The sequence below is a fragment of the Paenibacillus sp. FSL R5-0341 genome (assembly GCF_037975235.1).
In the GTDB taxonomy this organism is placed as follows: domain Bacteria; phylum Bacillota; class Bacilli; order Paenibacillales; family Paenibacillaceae; genus Paenibacillus; species Paenibacillus amylolyticus_A.
In genome coordinates, this window is record NZ_CP150241.1 from 743,363 (window position 1) to 762,874 (window position 19,512).

General features: G+C 47.2%; 13 protein-coding genes, 1 rRNA gene and 1 riboswitch. Of the genes, 8 read left to right on the plus strand and 6 right to left on the minus strand.

Features of this window, described 5'->3' with window-relative positions; translation table 11 throughout:
* Positions 1 to 32: 32 nt before the first annotated feature.
* The 5 genes from MKX75_RS03505 to MKX75_RS03525 all read right to left on the minus strand — a co-directional run bounded on the left by MKX75_RS03505 (position 33) and on the right by MKX75_RS03525 (position 4,975).
* Positions 33 to 1,157 (minus strand): endospore germination permease, encoded by a 1,125-nt coding sequence (locus MKX75_RS03505; RefSeq protein WP_076333830.1) that lies wholly within the window; start codon positions 1,155 to 1,157, stop codon positions 33 to 35.
* A gap of 19 nt (positions 1,158 to 1,176) precedes the next feature.
* Complete coding sequence (locus MKX75_RS03510; RefSeq protein ID WP_076333829.1) at positions 1,177 to 1,413, minus strand: hypothetical protein; 237 nt, start codon at positions 1,411 to 1,413, stop codon at positions 1,177 to 1,179.
* An 8-nt stretch (positions 1,414 to 1,421) separates the two neighbouring features.
* Positions 1,422 to 2,624 carry a Ger(x)C family spore germination protein gene (locus MKX75_RS03515; RefSeq protein ID WP_076333828.1) on the minus strand — a complete coding sequence of 401 codons (1,203 nt, stop codon included), beginning with the start codon at positions 2,622 to 2,624 and terminating at the stop codon, positions 1,422 to 1,424.
* A 21-nt stretch (positions 2,625 to 2,645) separates the two neighbouring features.
* Positions 2,646 to 4,160, minus strand: a complete 1,515-nt coding sequence (locus MKX75_RS03520) for a spore germination protein (RefSeq protein ID WP_339168438.1) — start codon at positions 4,158 to 4,160, stop codon at positions 2,646 to 2,648.
* Between the two features lie 170 nt (positions 4,161 to 4,330).
* A complete protein-coding gene (locus MKX75_RS03525) occupies positions 4,331 to 4,975 on the minus strand; it encodes a DedA family protein (RefSeq protein ID WP_339168439.1) in 645 nt (214 codons plus the stop codon).
* A gap of 241 nt (positions 4,976 to 5,216) precedes the next feature.
* Between MKX75_RS03525 and MKX75_RS03530 the strand changes: the two genes are divergently transcribed.
* From MKX75_RS03530 to guaA, 5 genes are all read left to right on the plus strand, one after another.
* Entirely contained in the window at positions 5,217 to 6,515 is a 1,299-nt protein-coding gene (locus MKX75_RS03530; protein WP_339168440.1) for a polysaccharide deacetylase, read from the plus strand.
* A gap of 103 nt (positions 6,516 to 6,618) precedes the next feature.
* Positions 6,619 to 7,608 (plus strand): MoxR family ATPase, encoded by a 990-nt coding sequence (locus MKX75_RS03535; protein ID WP_062837582.1) that lies wholly within the window; start codon positions 6,619 to 6,621, stop codon positions 7,606 to 7,608.
* Positions 7,605 to 8,864, plus strand: a complete 1,260-nt coding sequence (locus MKX75_RS03540) for a DUF58 domain-containing protein (protein WP_076333824.1) — start codon at positions 7,605 to 7,607, stop codon at positions 8,862 to 8,864. Before MKX75_RS03535 ends, MKX75_RS03540 begins: the two co-directional genes overlap by 4 nt.
* Positions 8,851 to 11,211 carry a transglutaminase domain-containing protein gene (locus MKX75_RS03545; protein ID WP_339168441.1) on the plus strand — a complete coding sequence of 787 codons (2,361 nt, stop codon included), beginning with the start codon at positions 8,851 to 8,853 and terminating at the stop codon, positions 11,209 to 11,211. Before MKX75_RS03540 ends, MKX75_RS03545 begins: the two co-directional genes overlap by 14 nt.
* Before the next feature lie 382 nt (positions 11,212 to 11,593).
* Positions 11,594 to 13,132, plus strand: coding sequence for a glutamine-hydrolyzing GMP synthase (guaA, locus tag MKX75_RS03550; protein ID WP_062837579.1), 1,539 nt, complete (start codon positions 11,594 to 11,596; stop codon positions 13,130 to 13,132).
* 104 nt (positions 13,133 to 13,236) lie between these two features.
* Here the strand turns inward: guaA and MKX75_RS03555 are convergent, their stop codons facing one another.
* Positions 13,237 to 14,493 (minus strand): hypothetical protein, encoded by a 1,257-nt coding sequence (locus MKX75_RS03555; protein WP_339168443.1) that lies wholly within the window; start codon positions 14,491 to 14,493, stop codon positions 13,237 to 13,239.
* 242 nt (positions 14,494 to 14,735) lie between these two features.
* Here MKX75_RS03555 and MKX75_RS03560 point away from each other — a divergent pair, with 242 nt between their 5' ends.
* The 3 genes from MKX75_RS03560 to MKX75_RS03570 all read left to right on the plus strand — a co-directional run bounded on the left by MKX75_RS03560 (position 14,736) and on the right by MKX75_RS03570 (position 19,331).
* Positions 14,736 to 14,987 carry a hypothetical protein gene (locus MKX75_RS03560; RefSeq protein ID WP_076333820.1) on the plus strand — a complete coding sequence of 84 codons (252 nt, stop codon included), beginning with the start codon at positions 14,736 to 14,738 and terminating at the stop codon, positions 14,985 to 14,987.
* A 367-nt stretch (positions 14,988 to 15,354) separates the two neighbouring features.
* Positions 15,355 to 15,454, plus strand: a riboswitch (purine riboswitch).
* Positions 15,455 to 15,627: 173 nt separating this feature from the next.
* Positions 15,628 to 17,004 (plus strand): NCS2 family permease, encoded by a 1,377-nt coding sequence (locus tag MKX75_RS03565; RefSeq protein ID WP_062837576.1) that lies wholly within the window; start codon positions 15,628 to 15,630, stop codon positions 17,002 to 17,004.
* 774 nt (positions 17,005 to 17,778) lie between these two features.
* A 16S ribosomal RNA gene (locus MKX75_RS03570) occupies positions 17,779 to 19,331 on the plus strand.
* Positions 19,332 to 19,512: the final 181 nt, after the last annotated feature.

Sequence of the window (19,512 nt, forward strand, 5' to 3'; positions counted from 1 at the left end):
CCGGTAATTACTGTTTTAAGCTCCCTCCAGAATTATCCCTCAGTTGTTGGCTGGGGCTGTGAATTGGATTTTCTGCGGGACTTCACTAATTGAATTAGAACCAACATACCCGGAAGAATGATACCTAGCGTAGTATCCCAATCTACCCAATACGGAACGATGGTGATAATGATAAACGTCAGGCTAGGCGCGACGAGATTGGCCATTCCATATACAAGCATGGACGATGGCAGAATGAGCATCTTGAACTGTTTTAGCTTGAAGAGTTCTGCGCATCCAACAATAAATGCATATAAGTAGATCATCGCTTTGAAGTAGGTAGAGATGAGCCACGAGCAAGCCATGATCACCTCGATTCGTTCGAAGAATCCGCCGATGCTAATCTTCTGAGATAAAATAAAGGAAGCGTATATATTGTGTTGGGTAAGAAAAGGTCCGAGTACGAGCATGGATATCGTAACCAGAACAGCAAGGATCAGGTTGCCCAGCCCTGCTGAAATGATGATGTCACGCATACGATGGCGGCTTCTTGCAACGTAGGGCAGGATCATCAAAATGGGAACAGTTTCGCCAACGGGATAGATGATACTCACCAGAATACCCTGAGCTATGGATACAACGCCCGTATCTGTTACGGGCTCCAGATTACTAGTGTCCACCTGTGGAAGAAGACAGAAAGCGAGTATTACGATGAACAATATAGCGATGGGCATGAGCAATTCACTTGTTCTCGCGATGGTCTCCAAGCCATGATATACACCACATCCGATGGCAATAACAAACATAAGGATAATTACACGTATAGGAGTATATTGAAAAATTTGGGAGGTCATGAAGTCTCCAACCTCTCGGGTATGTGTCGATGTACCAATCAAGAAGAAGAACAGGTAGAAGCATGAAAAAAGGGTACCAGGCCAAAAACCCAACGTACTTCGGGCAATCTGCACCAGGTTTTTCCCGGGATGCATATTGGCCAATTTCATAATCAGGGCCATGAGAGCCATCCCGAGTGGAACACCAATAAGAGCACATATCCAGGCATCTTGCTTGGCATAGGACGTGATGACGGAGGGGTAGATCAGCATCATATCTCCAATCACTAACATAAATGTTAGGGTGGACAATTGTCTTGTTCCGATCCGTCCCTTTTCAAGCATGATGTACCACCCTCCTCTCCTAAGTTCCAGTCAAACGTGCTAATAAATGGTTCACGGGGTCATAGATCCACATAATGATATAAAGGGGGCTGGGGAATTCCCACAAATTAGACGCTATGACACCGAAGACTGTAGCCGTAAGAAGCATTACACTGTATACGGCAGTTTCTCTCCATTCCTTTCGGCGAATGAGGACAGGCAGATCAACCCAGCCAATAATGACTGCTACGACGATAACCGCGAGTGTTAGCAACACAACTTCTCTCACTCCTTCAATTGATCTTTAAATGAATCGTCCAGTGTACCTACACGTTTAATCTGCACATTGGCTTTGTACTTGATATCCAGTTCTTCAAAATATTTGTCCCAGTCATTTTCCATCGTCTTAAAAAGCTTGGGATCAGCATGGTACACATCCTGTCCGAAACCGAATATATCGACATGGAATTTGCGTCTTACTGAATTGATGGATTTCTGCATCAGTTCAATTAACCGCTCTTCACTATCTGTTTCAAGCTCTTTGAGAACTTTCATGGAACCAATCTTGATGTCACATTCGACTGCACCGATGGAAGAGACATTCTTGATATCAATGTTAATTACAGGCTTACCGTTTACGATTTGGGCTTTTCTCTTCGTTGTTGTGCGGAGGGCCTTAAACGTCACGTTGCCCTTCTTGCGACAAGGCAAGTGGCTTACGGTAGATTGCACATTGTCACGAATGTAATTGTAGCCTTTAGATTCATCCTCCGTTAACCAGCCAATCAGCTTGTCTTTCCTGAATACACTCAGCCCCGTTGAATTAAGGCGGGCAGGTGATCGGATGGTGGCTATATTCTCTTTATGACCACTTTGTTCTTGGTTACCGAGAATCTCTATTCCCGTAATAACAGGCTGAATGCCAGGAGATAACATGAATTCGATTAATTCATCCCCGGTTACTGTAGTGGTGGGGGACCAGGTCTTGGAGGATACATCCAGGGAATTAAACAACTTCTCCGCAGGAATATTCTCTAAAGGTGTAAGCACATCAAGTACTTGGGAGGCCGTTGTATTCTTTGCCACCATAACGTAATAATCAGGTCGAACCGTAGGTTCGCGCATCAAGGCTTCCATAACATCGTAAATGCCTTCCTTGCGGGCATACTCTTCACCAAATACCAGCACGCGGATATGCGCCATGAATATGCGGCGTGGACTAGTCTCCGTTAATTTCTGAATCGCTTCAAACAAAGTGGTAGCAGATGCTTGATACTGGGTAACTGGCGTCCCTTTCCCTCCGCCCGCCTTGGAAGATACCTCATTTGGAACAACGACCTGAGCACTTACTTTGATCATATCGCCATCTTTGTCCACGCCAAGGCCCAACATAATACCAAGTTCATTCAACTCCTGGCGATCCCAGCATCCGGTAAGGAGAGGAAGCAGAATGGCACAGGATAAAATTAAGCGTAAGCATCTGTTCATGGATGTGCACTCCTTACCGAATTACCGCTTCGTTTTTTTGGTGGACTGTCTGACTTCATTCGTTGTGTTAGTAGAGAGCGGGCGAGTTTTCATATGGGACCAGGGTACACGAAAGATTGTGTCTTTGAGATCTTTCTGAATAAAAGGTGCAAAAGGAGACATGTAGGACACCCCAAATGAACGTAAGCTGCATAGGTGGGTCACGGTAATTAACAGTACAATCAGGATGCCATAGAATCCAAAGGCAGCGGCCAGGATCATTAATACGAACCGCAAAATGCGTACCGAGATAGAAAGTCCATTTTCTGGAATGACATAGCTGGATATCGCAGTGATGGATACGATGATGACCATTGCAGCGGATACAACCCCCGCATCTACCGCGGCTTGACCAATAACAAGCGTTCCGACAATAGAAACGGCTTGACCCACTGTCTTGGGAATCCGAATGCCTGCTTCCCGCAATATTTCATATGTTAGCTCCATAAGTATGGCTTCAATGAAGGCGGGAAAAGGAACACCTTCACGCTGGGCTGCCAGACTGATGAGCAGGTTGGTAGGCAACATTTCCTGATGGAAAGTGGTAATGGCAATATAAAAGGATGGGGCAAGCAGGGCGATAAAAAAGGCTAGATATCGGATCATTCGAATCAGCGTACTGATATCGGCTCGTTGATAGTAGTCTTCTGGAGACTGAAAGAAATGAACAAACAAAGCGGGAACAAGCAATACAAAAGGTGTCCCGTCCACAATGATTGCAACACGCCCTTCAAGCAAAGCGGCAGACACGGTATCAGGTCTTTCACTATTGTAGACCGTGGGAAAGATCGTTCCCGTCTTGTCCTGTACCAGTTCCTCGATATATCCACTCTCAAGGATACTGTCGATATCGATCTCATCTAGCCTTCGACGTAGTTCTTTGACAATCTCCTGATCCACAATATGTTCCAGATATAGTACAGCAACTCGGGTTTTGGTAACCCGACCTATTTCTCTTTCTTCGATCCAAAGATGAGGATTACGGATTCGTTTGCGGATCAATGATGTGTTGGTACGCAGGTTTTCGTTGAAGCCCTCCATAGGTCCCCGAACGACAGTTTGAGAGACAGGTTCTCCGACGGATCGATCTTCCCAGCCTGCTGCCCCAATCTTCAATCCTCGTACAGATCCTTCAAGCAGTAAGATGGCCGAACCCGAAAGAAGTGCATTCATTACTTCATGCATATCATCGACCAGCAATACATCACTGGCGATCAAGATATCATTCTGGAGGTAACTGAGATGTTCATCGTCTGCAGAGAATTCAGGGAGATCACGCTTTTGCAATAATGATTCCATGATGGAGTGATTCAGAATCTGCACGTCCACCAATCCATCGATGTATAACATGACGGCAGGCCATTTATGTAGACACTGGAGAGGTCGTATCATCAAGTCGTTGCTGTTCCCCATCACTTGTTTGCAATATTCCATATTTTCGTGCAGATCCGGAGAGATTTGTTTCTGATCCTGACGGTCCAGTTTCGATTCGCCCATCCCTTCACCTCCCTATACACCCTATATTTTCAAGTTAGTATGACCTGGATGAATTCGGATTATCACAAAAACATAAAAGAATGATTAGTTCTTACACCGTTAGGATAAACGCAAAAAAGGAGCCGCGATGATACGTGGCTCCTTACTTATAGATAGACGTTCGTTTGAATTCACTTTTGTCTTTGTCGAACAGGGGCAGGCTTTGATACGGATCTTGTTGTCCATGCTTTGCGGTAACGGTAAAGCACGGCTACGATGAGCAATAGGCCGATTCCTCCCACGATATATGCTGCATATTGATGAGCCAGATGGAATACGGCATTCCATTGGGGCCCGAATATTTTACCAATGCCCAGAAATAAAACAACCCAGAACAATGCGCCTGAGTAGGCGTAGAGAGCGAATTTGCGAAAAGGAACAGCAGCTATGCCTGCGAAATACCCGGTGAAATGTCGTACTCCCGGAATGAAATAACCGATGAAGATCAAGGCATTACCATACTTGGCAAACCAATTTTGTGTTTTATCGAGCTTGTCCTGTTTCAGTAGAAACCACTTTCCGTAACGTGTTATGAAGGGCAGACCTGCTTTGGCTCCAATAAAATAAGTGATGGTCATGCCAATCGTCGTTCCCAGAAAAGCTAGTATGGTGAGGATTCCGAAATCGAGATGTCCCTTGTAGGAGAGAAACCCTGCGTAAGCCATCGTTGTTTCACCCGGAAAGGGGAGTGCGATGAATTCAAGCAACAAGCCAAAAAACAAGACGCTGTATCCGTAGGACCCAAACAGATGTTGGATCTTCTCAAGCAATTCCAATAGATTTCACTCTCCTGAAGACGGGGTGGGAGCATGATTCCTCTCCAAGGTGTTTTGTACACGTTCTGCCTGTCCATTATGCTACCTAATCCGAGGCGAAGAATCAATCACGCTCCATACCAAATTGTGAAAAATTATTAAACAAAATCGCGTCTTTTTTCAATGAAGCCTCCATATAATTCTAACAAATCTGCTGAAGTCTATCAGCAAATTACTAGAGACGGTGGAGGTCGATTCGTAAATGGTACAGAGATCGGAATTTAGCATCAAGGAAAAAGGGGAAAACCTTGCAACATCCATACATATGTTTTTATCTGGACAATGGTCTGTCATTCTAGTGCGAATTGCTATATTGTTATGTGCATTTACTGTATATGCAGGCACGGCTGATGCCTCTTCTGCTTCTGACTCAGATGAGGTCTCGGCAGAAAAGAATAATCAAGATAAGGTAGTCTATCTGAGTTTTGACGATGGACCGGGTAACCATACCCGTGAAGTATTGGATATTTTACGCAAGGAGCAGGTTCCGGCTACATTTTTCGTATTGGGTGAGCAGGCAGAGCGTTATCCCGAGTTAATCCGGGCACTTGTGGAGGATGGACATGCACTGGGCAATCATACGTTCAATCATCAATATGAACAGCTGTACAGTGATTTCAAAGTGTTCTGGAAACAGATCAAGCAGACAGAGGCAGTGCTGGAGCGTATCACCGGCTTCCGTCCGGATCTGGTCCGAGCACCTGGCGGTACCTATGGTCATTTTGACCAGAGTTATTTTGATTTGCTCCAACTGGGTGGATACACGGTCATGGACTGGAACGTCGACAGCGGGGATTCCAAGCGCAAAGGTGTCCCTGCCAAAGAAATTCTCAGCAATTCGACCAAAGTACCTGCGGGAGCACGTTCGGTCATAGTTCTGATGCATGACGGAGGCGCACATGCTGAAACGGTCAAAGCTCTTCCGGGTATTATCAAATATTATCGTGATCATGGATATCGTTTTGACACCATGAAGAGTACGGATCAACCGATTCAATTCCGTGTACATCCAGATGGTAAGTATAAGGCGCGCAAGGCACCAGGAAAGGCCTGGATCGCAGAGCATGTAGAAGCGAATGCGACGTTGTGGCTCGCAAGCAAGAAGCTGAAGGTAGAGGTGGGATTGGCCGCGGCTACCTTGCAACCGGGTGAGTTTCGCATGGAAGGTCAGCGAATCATGGTGCCTTTGCGTACATTTATGAAAAAATTCGGGGGCAGCACTCGCTGGGACTCTGAAACAAGGACAGCCACAGCTGTATGGAAGGAAAGAACGATGCATGCAGACAGTGTGAGCGGAACACTGACAACGACGGGGGCAATTGAAACGGGAGCAGTACAGAGTCAGGGGGGGACCATCTGGGTTCCGTTACGTGAGTTGCTGGAGCAGATGGGATTAAGGGTGAATTCCTTAACCAGTAATGAAGCAGAGTGGTCGGTGAAGGCAGGATCTTCCATATCCATTTCGGCAATGAACTTCATATATAAGTATAAAATGATCTGAAGAAAGTCATTCTTGCAGGACTATTCTCTCTACTTCTGGGCAACACTGAATCATAGATTACTATGGCTCAGAAATGCTGATGGACGGAAGGAGAATAGGAGAAATGTCTTATATTCGAATGGAACATGAACATGCGGTTGAATTGCTAAACAGAGTCATGAAGCGTGTTGAAAGTGTGATTATTGGCAAAAAACAAGAGATTCGTTATGTTCTCACTGCAATGCTCAGTGGAGGCCATGTACTTCTCGAAGATGTACCGGGTACTGGGAAAACGATGCTGGTTCGTGCTGTTGCTTCTGCGCTGGATTGCTCCATGGGCCGGATTCAGTTCACGTCCGATGTGATGCCGGCAGATGTTACGGGCACTTCAATCTACCACCCGCATACAGCTGAATTCAAGTTTCGGCCCGGACCCGTCATGTCCAACATCGTACTGGCTGATGAAATAAATCGGGCTTCACCCCGCACTCAGTCTGCCCTGCTGGAGGCAATGGAGGAACGACGTATTACGGTTGATGGCACAACCTATGCCTTGCCACGCCCATTCTTTCTGCTGGCTACACAGAATCCGTTACAGTTCGAGGGTACGTACCGTCTGCCTGAAGCGCAGCTGGATCGATTTATTATGAGGATTGGACTGGGGTATCCCGATCCAGAGCAGGAACTGGAATTGTTAACCCGCATGCAAGGTAGAGAAGAGCTTGATGAGCTTCGCCCTGTCCTGCTTGCTGAAGAGGTCGTAGCCATGCAGCGTGAAGTCAAACAGGTACATGTTGATCCGGTCGTTAAACAGTATCTGGTGGCAGTTGCTGTGGCCTCTCGCAGCCTTCCGGCGGTAAGACTGGGCATCAGCCCGCGTGGAACATTGGCCTGGATGGCTGCTGCGCAATCATTTGCCTATCTTCAAGGACGCAGCTATGTCATTCCGGATGATGTCAAAGAGGTGGCTGTGCCTGTTCTTTCCCATCGTATTCAATTAAAGGCCCAGAACAGAGCGGAGATTTGGGGGCAAGTACAAGTCATTGAAGAAGCGTTGTCATCGGTCCCGGTACCTGTACAAATGGCATCACAGGGAAGGGGACGCAGGCAATGACTGCTCTGGGACAACGGATTTTGAGTGCTGTCTTGGTGGTGGCTTTCGCTTCCTTGTATCAGTGGCATGGGGGCAGAGCGGCGTTGTTTCTATCCATTATGGCTTTCTTGATGTTCACAGGAGGTCTGCTTCTCCATTGGTTCAGACCACGGCGTATTCACATCCATCGGAAAATGCACACGAACCGGATTGAGGCAGGCGATCAGGTGCGGGTTCTGGTCGAGCTGGAATTCGAATGCCGTATTCCATTGTTATGGATCGTACTGTGTGAGAACACACCTGCAGGTGTTCATCGCAAATTGATTTTTCCGGGAACACGGCGTCAATTTACCTATCAATATGAATGTTCTGGTTTACGCAGAGGAGTCTATAGATGGGATACCGGAAGATTGTACTGGGGAGATATTTTTGGCTGGAATACGCTATCCGCAGAGACCACAGGTGACACGCCCTTGATTGTTGTTCCTCAAGCAACGGCTTGGGGGAAGGGAGATTCGGTAGAATTCGCAGCGATGATCGAAGGGACGCTGTCTGAACGAAGAAACAGTCAGGGAAACCGTAGTCCTGAATTCCGTGAATATCAGCAAGGGGATCCGCTGGGACGTGTTCATTGGAAAAGTACAGCCAAAACGGGTCGACTTCAGACCTTTTTGCCCGAAACCACAGATTTAGCTTCGCTGGGCATCCTTGTATATGAAGCCGCGTCGGGTTATGACGTGAAACAGGCGGGGATCTTGGATTCACCTGCTTTTGAACGTGTGGTTCGTACAGCTGCCCGCTGGGTTCATACCGCTGAACGGGATGACATTCCTTATCATCTGTGGATGGAAGGTGGCAATAAGAGCTATGACCCACAAGATTACAGGCAACAGGGACCATTCCATACGAATGATGAGAATCATGGACTGGACAAGCTTGCGGGGGCACGAATATCCAAGGCAGAATCTGTCTCGATTTCGCTCCGCACGGAGATGCTGGATAGATTGGCGAGCGGGTCTCGTATTGTGGTTCTCACAGGTAAGCTGGATCAGGTTCTGGCAGAATGGATCATGTCTGCAATCGGGTTGGGTTATCGCGTAGAGGTGCAGCTGACTGAATCCACAGAGTTAGGATCAACCAATAGGTCGATGAATGGATTGGGATATGACAGTTTGAGTTTGGAGCAGCTTCGTCACAGCGGGGTGCCGATCCATTCGGTGACAGAGAGCGCGTTATCTTCAATGGGAAAGGCGGAGGTAACGGATGTGGGAGCATAATGGAAACGATCGACCGAATTCTACTGCGGTAGACAGGGAGTCCGTAGAAGCCAATATGGGATCGGCTCATTCTATATATCAAGCTGTGAACCAGACAATGGTTACCGATGTAAAGGATGAAGGTCATGTTGCAGTACCTGTCCTGTACAAATTTTTTATTTCAGCCATTTTACTCATACTGTCTCTGGAATGGATATATCCTGTGACGTCATCGAATCAGCAGGGCAGTGAACGGTTCTTGTCCGTGATGGCGGGATTAACGGGAGCTTTGCTGCTCGCGGGGTTAATTCGTACAGGCTGGGTCACGGGAGTACTGATCCGATTGGTCATTGCACTCGCTGCGCTATGTCTGATGTACGGAGGAAGTGATCCTGCCCGTTGGGCAGTTGCATACCCGGGAATACTTTCAGCGGATATGGACACGTTTATGAATAACTGGCGATTTCATTCGATTAGTACAGAAACGAGAGGTTTGTTCATGATGTGCGGCTGGAGCATGCTCATGGCTTCGGTACAATCCCTTGTATTGCACCGTCGTAGCGTTATGCTGTTTGGCAGTGCAACGGTGCTCTATTTGCTTCTGCTTGAATCCTTTGCTGGGCTGGATGTATATGCTTCAGTGATAAGGTCTGTCCTATGGATTATTCTTATTCAGGCGCTGCTTCAGCTACTTCGTCTTAACGGAGGAGTAACTACCCCGAGTTATCGCGGCAGTCCCTATGGTCGTTGGAGTGTTGTAACCATTGTGGCTTCTGCAGGTATGGTACTTTGCTCTGCATTACCTGGTCAGTTCGCTTCCATACCTCAACCGGAACGCATATCCCTGGAACAGATGGGTGAACGCTTAGCTCGCTGGGCAGGTTATACACAGAACAATAGTATCCCTGCTGCAACAGCGGTCACTGGATATAGCACAGCGGATGCGCCAATGGGAGCACCTTTGGTGCAGGGCAATTCCATCTTTTTTACGGCGAAAAGTCCGGAAGTGACGTATTGGCGGGGAGAGACCCGTTCATATTATAACGGTAGTACTTGGAGTGATCCTGGTCAAAGCTTCGAAATGGCGAGTCCGGCCGGATTGCTGCGAACAGATGGATGGGAGAATCCAACCTATTGGAGTCGCATTCGTCAAACCGTTACGATGCAGCGAGAGTGGAAGGGACCGAATCCACTTTTTACCGGGGGCATACCGGTTAACGTATCGTTCCAGGATAAGAATAAGGATAATCAGGAGAACTTGCTCTCTTTGCTGTCTAATCGAGATTCCGCAACGTTGTGGCTCGCAGGCTCCGGGAATGATAAGACGGTTAAACATTATACAGCGGACATCATGGTTCCAGTGGCATCGCCTGAACAGTTACGTCAGCTTGGGGAGACGGATAAAGGGAAAGATCCGGCCTCTATTCGGAGAACATATCTGCAATTACCCGCGACACTCCCGGGTCGAGTGAAGAGTCTCGCCAAGGAAATCATGCAAGGAAGTGATACGCGTTATGACGCTGTGCAAGCCGTGAAAACTTATCTGGCTGCTCATGCGGAATACACGTTAGATACCCGTATGCCACCGCGAGGAACAGATTTTGTGGACGATTTTCTATTCGTCACACGGCAGGGGTATTGTAATCATTTCTCGACAGCCATGATTGTGCTGCTGCGTGCAGAGGGAATTCCCGCACGTTGGGTGAAAGGCTTTGGCTCGGGCGTAGCTGACCCGGAAATACCCGGTCAGTACATCATTTCCCAAGGAGATGCACATTCCTGGGTAGAAGTGTATTTTCCGGGTGCAGGCTGGATGCCGTTCGAGGCCACGCCAGGCTTCACCATGGCGCAAGGCGTGGGCGAAGATGCAGCAGCGCTCGCCGGGCCGCAGCCTGTTGCGGAGACTCCGCCGTACATGGGCGGCGGAGTGGCTTACGCGGGCGCATGGCTGATCGCCCGCGCACGGGCTTTTGCCGCGGAGCCATGGCTCGCGGCAGCCCTTGTGGCAGCGGCCCTGCTGGGCGCCGCTGCCACGGTCCGCATGCGGCGGCTACGCCCCGCGCTGCGGATCAGACTGCTGCTGGCGTGGCCACGCAGCAGCTTTCCAGACCGCGAGCGGCTGCTAGGTGCCGCCGCTCCGGTCTGGGCCGCGCTCGCGCGCCGGTACGGCCCGCGGCCGCCGGGCATGACGCTGCGTGAATATGCAGCGTCACCGGCTTTGGCCGCAGGCGTGGACGGCGCGGTCATCGCGCGGTTTGCAGCCGACTGGGAACGGCTGCTGTACGGGCCAGACCGTCCGCTGCGCGCGGACAGTCTGGACTTCCTGCGCCGGGCGCTTCGTCTGGCCCGGCGATTGCAGGCGTTGTAACACAGGGATGTTACAACAAGGACGCCACACAACCTGCCGTGGAGTTATCTCTCGCTATCGCTTTCCGATACAGTTTGGCAGGTTGTTGACGGATGATGCTCACCACGGGCATATCTATTCTATGGTTTACTGTGCAGTGTTTGTTGATCGTTGCATGCCATACATAAGACGCCTTTCTCACTATGCTGAGAACGAGGCGTCTTTCCACGATCATACACCTGATCCATCATCTTGCTGACAAACTTTCTATCCGGAATTTCATATTCAGAGACATTCGGTAACCTTTGTTTTGAGATGTCGAAAAAAGGAGTTTCGCCTTTCCTTGACGGTATGTTTTGTCGTTGCGTATAATTAGTTTCATTGAATTGAGGGAGGCACGGTTATGAATAAGCAGAATGAGATTGTGGTTGTCCTTGACTTTGGGGGCCAATACAACCAGTTAATCGCCAGAAGAATCCGGGATCTTGGCGTATACAGCGAGCTTTTGCCGTATAATACACCGGCGGAAAAGATCGCAGAAATGGCACCAAAAGGAATCGTATTCTCGGGTGGTCCGTCCAGCGTATACGCTGAGAACGCTCCACACGTGGACCCAGGTGTTTATGATCTGGGCTTGCCGATCTTCGGTATTTGCTACGGAATGCAGCTTATGGCTCAACAGCTTGAAGGTAAAGTAGAACGTTCCGAGAAGCGAGAGTACGGTAAAGCAGACCTTGAGTTTGCTGCTGGGTCTACACTGGCAAAAGGCATTGAAGGCGAACATACCGTATGGATGAGTCACGGTGACCACGTGGTTACACTTCCTCCAGGTTTCAAACTGGATGCAGGCACGGAAAGTGCGCCAATCGCTGCCATGAGCGACGATGAGCGTAAATTGTATGCTGTTCAGTTCCATCCGGAGGTACGTCACTCTGTTCGCGGTAACGACATGATTCGTAACTTCCTGTTCGAAATCTGTGGTTGCGAAGGCAACTGGACGATGGAGACATTCATCGACGACACGATCAAAGACATTCGTGAAAAAGTGGGCGACAGCAAAGTGCTGTGTGCGCTTAGCGGCGGTGTAGATTCTTCCGTTGTAGCTGCATTGCTTCACAAAGCCATTGGTGATCAACTGACGTGTATGTTTATCGACCACGGTCTGTTGCGTAAAGGCGAAGCAGAAAGTGTAATGGAGACGTTTGTCGGCAAATTCGACATGAAAGTTGTCAAAATCGATGCACAGGAGCGCTTTATGTCCAAGCTTGCTGGCGTGGATGATCCAGAACAAAAACGTAAAATTATCGGTAACGAGTTTATTTACGTATTTGACGAAGAGTCCAAGCAGTTCGATGATTTTGCATTCCTGGCGCAAGGTACACTCTACACGGACATCGTGGAAAGTGGTACAGCGACTGCACAGACGATCAAATCCCATCACAACGTGGGCGGTCTGCCTGAAGACATGAACTTTAAACTGATCGAGCCACTGAGCACGCTGTTCAAGGATGAAGTACGTAAAGTCGGTACCGAGTGTGGCCTGCCGGACGAAATTGTTCACCGTCAGCCGTTCCCTGGTCCGGGTCTTGCGATCCGTGTTCTTGGTGAGGTTACTGAAGAGAAACTTACCATCGTTCGTGATTCAGACTACATCCTGCGCGAAGAGATTGCCAAAGCCGGTCTCGACCGCGAAATCTGGCAGTACTTCACAGCCCTGCCGAACATGAAGAGTGTCGGCGTTATGGGTGATGCACGTACGTACTCCTACACTGTAGGTATCCGTGCCGTAACATCCATTGATGGTATGACTGCAGACTGGGCACGTATCCCTTGGGATGTGCTGGAGAAAATCTCCGTACGGATTGTTAACGAAGTGGATAACGTAAACCGTATCGTCTATGACGTAACTTCCAAACCACCTGCAACGATCGAGTGGGAGTAGGACGTAATATAAATTTAAATGTATAATTAAAATACTCTTCTCTATCTGTGAATTTCAGCAAATAGAGAAGAGTATTTTTTGTGCTCAAGCTATTTTGTTAAGTATTAAGGTTTGGAAGGATAATCTATATACAATTTCTTAGTTGCATTGCTCCATTTAATGTTTGCGCCAAGAAGAGACGGGAGATCCTTTGCTTTAACATATGAAGTTCCCGAGATATTTCTGGACTGTGTCAGGGGACTGCCATAGAGCACTGGTAACTTCTTGGAGGAATCATAGCCTACGACAACACCGAAGGATTCGCTGATAGCACGTAAAGGAATGTATACTGACCCACTAACGATGCGACCTGAATCTGCAATTATTTTGCCATTTATAATAACTTGTACTTCTATTGGCTTGGAATCTGATCTAATTACGGTAGCATATGGCTCAGGCTCTGCATTCATTATGGCGGCAGTAGCAGGTGTTACAACTTTAATCTTCTTCTCACCAGTTATAGAACCGAATGTGACCTTTACTGAGGCGGTTCCTAAGCCTACAGCTTGAATGTTGCCGTTTCCATGGGGCTGTAATACTTCTGTGTTTGTTGAATGCCATGTGACCATATCCGTTACATAGACAGCATCTCCATTTTCAAAGTATGCAAGTGCATTCAGTTCGTTGCCATCATTTAAACTGAAAATGAATGGTAGAAAGTCAGGTCGCATTGTCCCTGCAACAACGAAAATGTTCTTTGGCATAGAAACGAAGATATTTGCTGGTGTTGTGTTATAACTCTGAATTGTTTCTCCAGTATGATTTACCAAGAGAGTCATAGCAGGTAAAACTTCAATAGACGTTTGTTTATTCAAACTGTCCTCTTTAGTTTTTAGATAAAAAGATATAAATGCTTCGCCGGAGGAAGAACTAATCGATTTACCATTTTTGGCTGAAATCGAAATAATAATTTCTTGTTTACCGTCATTAGGGTCAAGATCTGCGGGTTCTGGATTTTGGATCGTGTAATCCTTGGATTCAAAATAGTCGGTAGGAATGATAAAGGCATCGTCTCTCCATATGTATTTTCCTAGTGTTTCGTCAAACCGTAGTACTTCAGCTTCATCCGTTGTAAAAATATTCTCATCATAGCTCAAAACGATAGTCGCTGATTGGACGTCTCCCTTTTCATGAGGGGCGCCAGGGTTGAGAATTCCAACGTTCACCGAAATACCTTGACCAGGTATTAGGGTTGAATTGCTTGTTACATCAATAGAAAACCCCTTGGCTTTCGAATCCTTTGCTACGACAGCGCCAGAAAGACATCCCGCTATCAATAGAAAAGACAACACTCCCATAACTAATTTTTTTCCGAAATACATCTCATAACATCCATAATACGTAATTTTCTTGTTTTATATCGGTAATTTTATAATGATAGTTAAGTTTGTAGAGGTAGTCAGTAACTTTTCATTAGATCAAAATAATTAGCCTCTACCTGATACTTGATTGGAGTCTGCAATTTCATCCCATTTTAAAGTTCACTTCATGACCCTTTCAGGTCCAGCCTGTACAATAAGTACATACTAAAGGCTATATGGCTACTGAAGGGAGAACTGAATGTATGCGTAAAACCGACTATATGAGCAAATGGAAGATGGGCATAGGAAGTGCGTTTCTGATGGTGATGCTGGCAGGATGCGGTTCAGGTGTGCAAGACCTGGCTTCCGGTTCGGGGGACTTTCCATTTGTGAACTTAGAGGCAGCGGATGCTTCTTCCGATCAGACCAGAAACCAAGAGTTATCCTCTGACGTAACAACGAACACGAATCAGGATCGACAAGAGATACAGGATGCTCCGCAGACAGAGATTTAATTAACATAGGACTGATCCGGTAAAAAGTAGCTCCGGAACATGTCGCAAATTGCTCCATATACCTAATCATTATATGATTTCGGAATACCAGACATCGTTATTCCAAGATCAACATCCCCTGATCAGAGGCCTTCTTGCCCTTTGATCAGGGTAGTTTTTTTATATTAATCTGCTGATCTTTCAGTCTGACAGAATGAACATATTCCCTTGAGATCTCATCGAAAAAAGCGTATTCAATTGGGTTGTAAACCGCTGAACTGGTTCAATCTGTTAAATAATACGAACGATATTATATAATTGTGAGATTAATATTCGTTTTTCTCATTGACAAAAACATACTGCCCTCCTAAAATAGTGATGGGAAACAAACAAATAGCGCATACTAATTCGTATAATCCCGAGAATTGGCTCGGGAGTCTCTACGAGATCACCCTAATGATCTGGCTACGAAGAGGAGAAGGCTAAGCACATGAATTCTACATGATTGCGGGGACATCACCGCACATTAGAATTTTTTTTGTTCTTAGTAAAGGCATCGTGCCGCTCCTTGTCAGCTGAACCCTGGGTGAAGAATCTTCATCAGGGTCATTTGTCGTTTTTCAATATGGCTTCAACATCTCTAAGGGGGAGTTAGTGAATTATGGATCGTTTCTTTAAATTAAAAGAAAACGGAACAAACGTTAGAACGGAGATTGTTGCGGGTCTCACTACGTTTATGACAATGGCGTACATTCTTTTTGTGAATACGTTGTTCTTGGGTCAAGCCGGGGCGGGGATGTCGGATAATGCAGTATTCTTTGCAACAGCCGTCGGCGCCGGATTAATGACTATTATTATGGGATTGTTCGTGAATATTCCGATCGCGCTCGCACCAGGTATGGGATTGAATGCGTACTTCATGACTGTCGTTCTAAGCTCGAATGGAGCGATTACTTGGCAAGCTGCTCTCGGAGCGGTATTCCTTTCCGGTATCGTGTTCATTATTTTAACCGTGACGAAGATTCGGCAAATGCTGCTTGTTGCAGTTCCGCAGTCGATCAAAATGGCCATTACGGTAGGTATCGGTCTCTTTATTACCATTATCGGTTTCAAACTTGCTAATCTCGTGGCTGTAACAGTTAATGTTGCACCAGACGCAGATCTGAGTCAGCCGATTCCAGGTAGCAGCTTTAATCTATCATTAGGGAACTTTATAACGCATCATGATGCATTGCTTGCACTGATTGGTTTGCTCCTTATTGCTATATTGATGGTTATGCGCATCAAAGGCGCTCTATTGATCGGGATCGTAGCAACAACGCTGATTGGTATTCCGATGGGCGTTACGAATCTCAGTGGTCTTTCAGGCGCAAGCTGGTTGCCTAACTTCAGTGATCTTGCGGTAGGACAGCTGGATTTGAAAGGTGCTATCAGTCTCGGATTGTTTGAGATTATCTTCATCTTTACCTTCGTTGAATTGTTCGACACGTTCGGTACGATGGTAGGTACTGCAACACGTATGGGCATTATGAAGGATAAGAAAAAAGGCGAGAAAACCATCGGTAAAGCGATGCTCGTCGATGCAGTTGGTGTTAGCGCAGGTGCTGCACTGGGTACAAGTACCATTACTGCATACGTTGAAAGTGCTTCAGGTGTTGAGGCAGGTGGACGTACAGGACTGACTTCCGTGACGACAGGTTTGCTGTTCATTTTGGCCCTGTTTATCGCGCCACTTGCGCTAGTTGTCCCATCCGCTGCAACGGCTCCGGCATTGATCATCGTGGGTGTGCTTATGATGAGTCAAGTGCGCAGCATCGAGTGGGATGATTTCCTGCAAGCTTTCCCAGCGTTCCTTACCATTGTATTGATGCCTTTCACAGGCGGAATTGCGAACGGAATCTCTGCTGGTATCGTATCTTATGTGATTCTGGCGGTGTTCAGTAACTTGGTGACAGAGCGCAAAGTGAAAATTCACTGGCTCATGTGGATCCTAGCGATCATCGTAATCTGTCGATACGTATTTATTGGCGGGGAGTAAGGGTCCGTTAGGTGTAACGAAGAGCTATCTGAGATACGTTTCTTATCTTATAAATGAAAGAAGCGGAAGCCACGGGATTAGACCCGGAGCTTTCGCTTTTTTTTGTATTCTTTTCTTGGGATAAAAGAATTCCAAAAATGTTTTCCTTCTATATAGAAGGAATGAATATAATGATCTATGATGTGTTAGTTGTTTATCCAATGAAATCATCGGTTAATAAGTTTCTATAACCTGATGAGTCTGTACTCTAAACAACATGAGTTTCTTTATAATTGGATAGGGAGTATACGGGGAACCTTTTGCGCATGTAAGTTAATTGCTCCGATTCGTCAAAGGAAGTGCGCAGATGTATGATTTGGACGGCTATAAGGAGATACTTGTTAAAAGGACTAAAGGATACTTGTTTTATAGAGGATTAATGTTTTTTAAAAAAAGACTTGCGTTACTTATCTGTACATGGTATATTCTAAGTCCGGCCAAGAAAACACGGTTTACATGGTGCGGCAAGCGAATGAAATAAGCTTCGAAAGAAACTTAAAAAAAGAGCTTGCAAAGTTGGTTCGGACATGGTAATATATAAGAGTTGCTGAAGAGAACAACTTCGGTAAACGAAACAAGTTTGATCTTTGAAAACTGAACAACGAGTGAGTAAACATTCTGCTTGCAGAATGAACGCGAAAGTTTGAAACAAGCCTTGGCTTGAATCGGCTGGAGCACAAATGAGATTTTTAATCTCGTCAGATTCAAAATGAGCTTATCGCTCTTTTCAATACTTTATTGGAGAGTTTGATCCTGGCTCAGGACGAACGCTGGCGGCATGCCTAATACATGCAAGTCGAGCGGACTTGATGAGAAGCTTGCTTCTCTGATGGTTAGCGGCGGACGGGTGAGTAACACGTAGGCAACCTGCCCTCAAGTTTGGGACAACTACCGGAAACGGTAGCTAATACCGAATAGTTGTTTTCTTCGCCTGAAGAGAACTGGAAAGACGGAGCAATCTGTCACTTGGGGATGGGCCTGCGGCGCATTAGCTAGTTGGTGAGGTAACGGCTCACCAAGGCGACGATGCGTAGCCGACCTGAGAGGGTGATCGGCCACACTGGGACTGAGACACGGCCCAGACTCCTACGGGAGGCAGCAGTAGGGAATCTTCCGCAATGGGCGAAAGCCTGACGGAGCAATGCCGCGTGAGTGATGAAGGTTTTCGGATCGTAAAGCTCTGTTGCCAGGGAAGAACGCTTGGGAGAGTAACTGCTCTCAAGGTGACGGTACCTGAGAAGAAAGCCCCGGCTAACTACGTGCCAGCAGCCGCGGTAATACGTAGGGGGCAAGCGTTGTCCGGAATTATTGGGCGTAAAGCGCGCGCAGGCGGTCATTTAAGTCTGGTGTTTAATCCCGGGGCTCAACCCCGGATCGCACTGGAAACTGGGTGACTTGAGTGCAGAAGAGGAGAGTGGAATTCCACGTGTAGCGGTGAAATGCGTAGATATGTGGAGGAACACCAGTGGCGAAGGCGACTCTCTGGGCTGTAACTGACGCTGAGGCGCGAAAGCGTGGGGAGCAAACAGGATTAGATACCCTGGTAGTCCACGCCGTAAACGATGAGTGCTAGGTGTTAGGGGTTTCGATACCCTTGGTGCCGAAGTTAACACATTAAGCACTCCGCCTGGGGAGTACGGTCGCAAGACTGAAACTCAAAGGAATTGACGGGGACCCGCACAAGCAGTGGAGTATGTGGTTTAATTCGAAGCAACGCGAAGAACCTTACCAGGTCTTGACATCCCTCTGATCGGTACAGAGATGTATCTTTCCTTCGGGACAGAGGAGACAGGTGGTGCATGGTTGTCGTCAGCTCGTGTCGTGAGATGTTGGGTTAAGTCCCGCAACGAGCGCAACCCTTATATTTAGTTGCCAGCATTTCGGATGGGCACTCTAGATAGACTGCCGGTGACAAACCGGAGGAAGGTGGGGATGACGTCAAATCATCATGCCCCTTATGACCTGGGCTACACACGTACTACAATGGCCGGTACAACGGGCTGCGAAATCGCGAGATGGAGCCAATCCCAACAAAGCCGGTCTCAGTTCGGATTGCAGGCTGCAACTCGCCTGCATGAAGTCGGAATTGCTAGTAATCGCGGATCAGCATGCCGCGGTGAATACGTTCCCGGGTCTTGTACACACCGCCCGTCACACCACGAGAGTTTATAACACCCGAAGTCGGTGGGGTAACCGCAAGGAGCCAGCCGCCGAAGGTGGGATAGATGATTGGGGTGAAGTCGTAACAAGGTAGCCGTATCGGAAGGTGCGGCTGGATCACCTCCTTTCTATGGAGAATCGTTTCCTGCAACGGAAACATTCAAATATGTAGCTAAGCTACAAAACACTCACTCGTTGCTCAGTTTTGAGAGCTCAAACTCTCAAACAGCTTGCTTTTGCATGGAGCTTGTTCTTTGAAAACTAGATATCGAAACGAAACAAACGCGAATTAGAACATTCCTTTAAGCT